Origin of the sequence: Pseudoalteromonas sp. 19-MNA-CIBAN-0066 (genome assembly GCF_040308705.1) — a bacterium.
GTDB lineage: Bacteria > Pseudomonadota > Gammaproteobacteria > Enterobacterales > Alteromonadaceae > Pseudoalteromonas > Pseudoalteromonas nigrifaciens.
On record NZ_JBEONZ010000454.1, the window covers coordinates 1 to 231 of the forward strand.

A 231-nucleotide genomic window follows, 5' to 3' on the forward strand; every position below is an offset into this window, starting at 1 on the left:
TAACCATGCAGCGCATGTATTTTTGCTCGATGCGCGCGAAGCATCATATAAGGGCGGGTTTCGTGCAAGCCCCAAAAGTGCCCTGTGTTATCTTTAATAAATTGCTTTGTTATGAGCCCACTTTCCATTATGTCTAGCAACATTTGTATTGGCTCAAGTGCTTTTAGCTCGGTGTCGGCAAGTACCAGTTCAAGTAATTCATCAAGCTCATCAAATTCACCTGGCTCTTCG

The 231-nt window shown here is 44.2% G+C and carries 1 pseudogene; it reads right to left on the minus strand.

Annotated features, from left to right (window positions below):
• Positions 1–231: pseudogene (locus AAEZ18_RS19800) on the minus strand (hypothetical protein); the annotation flags it as partial.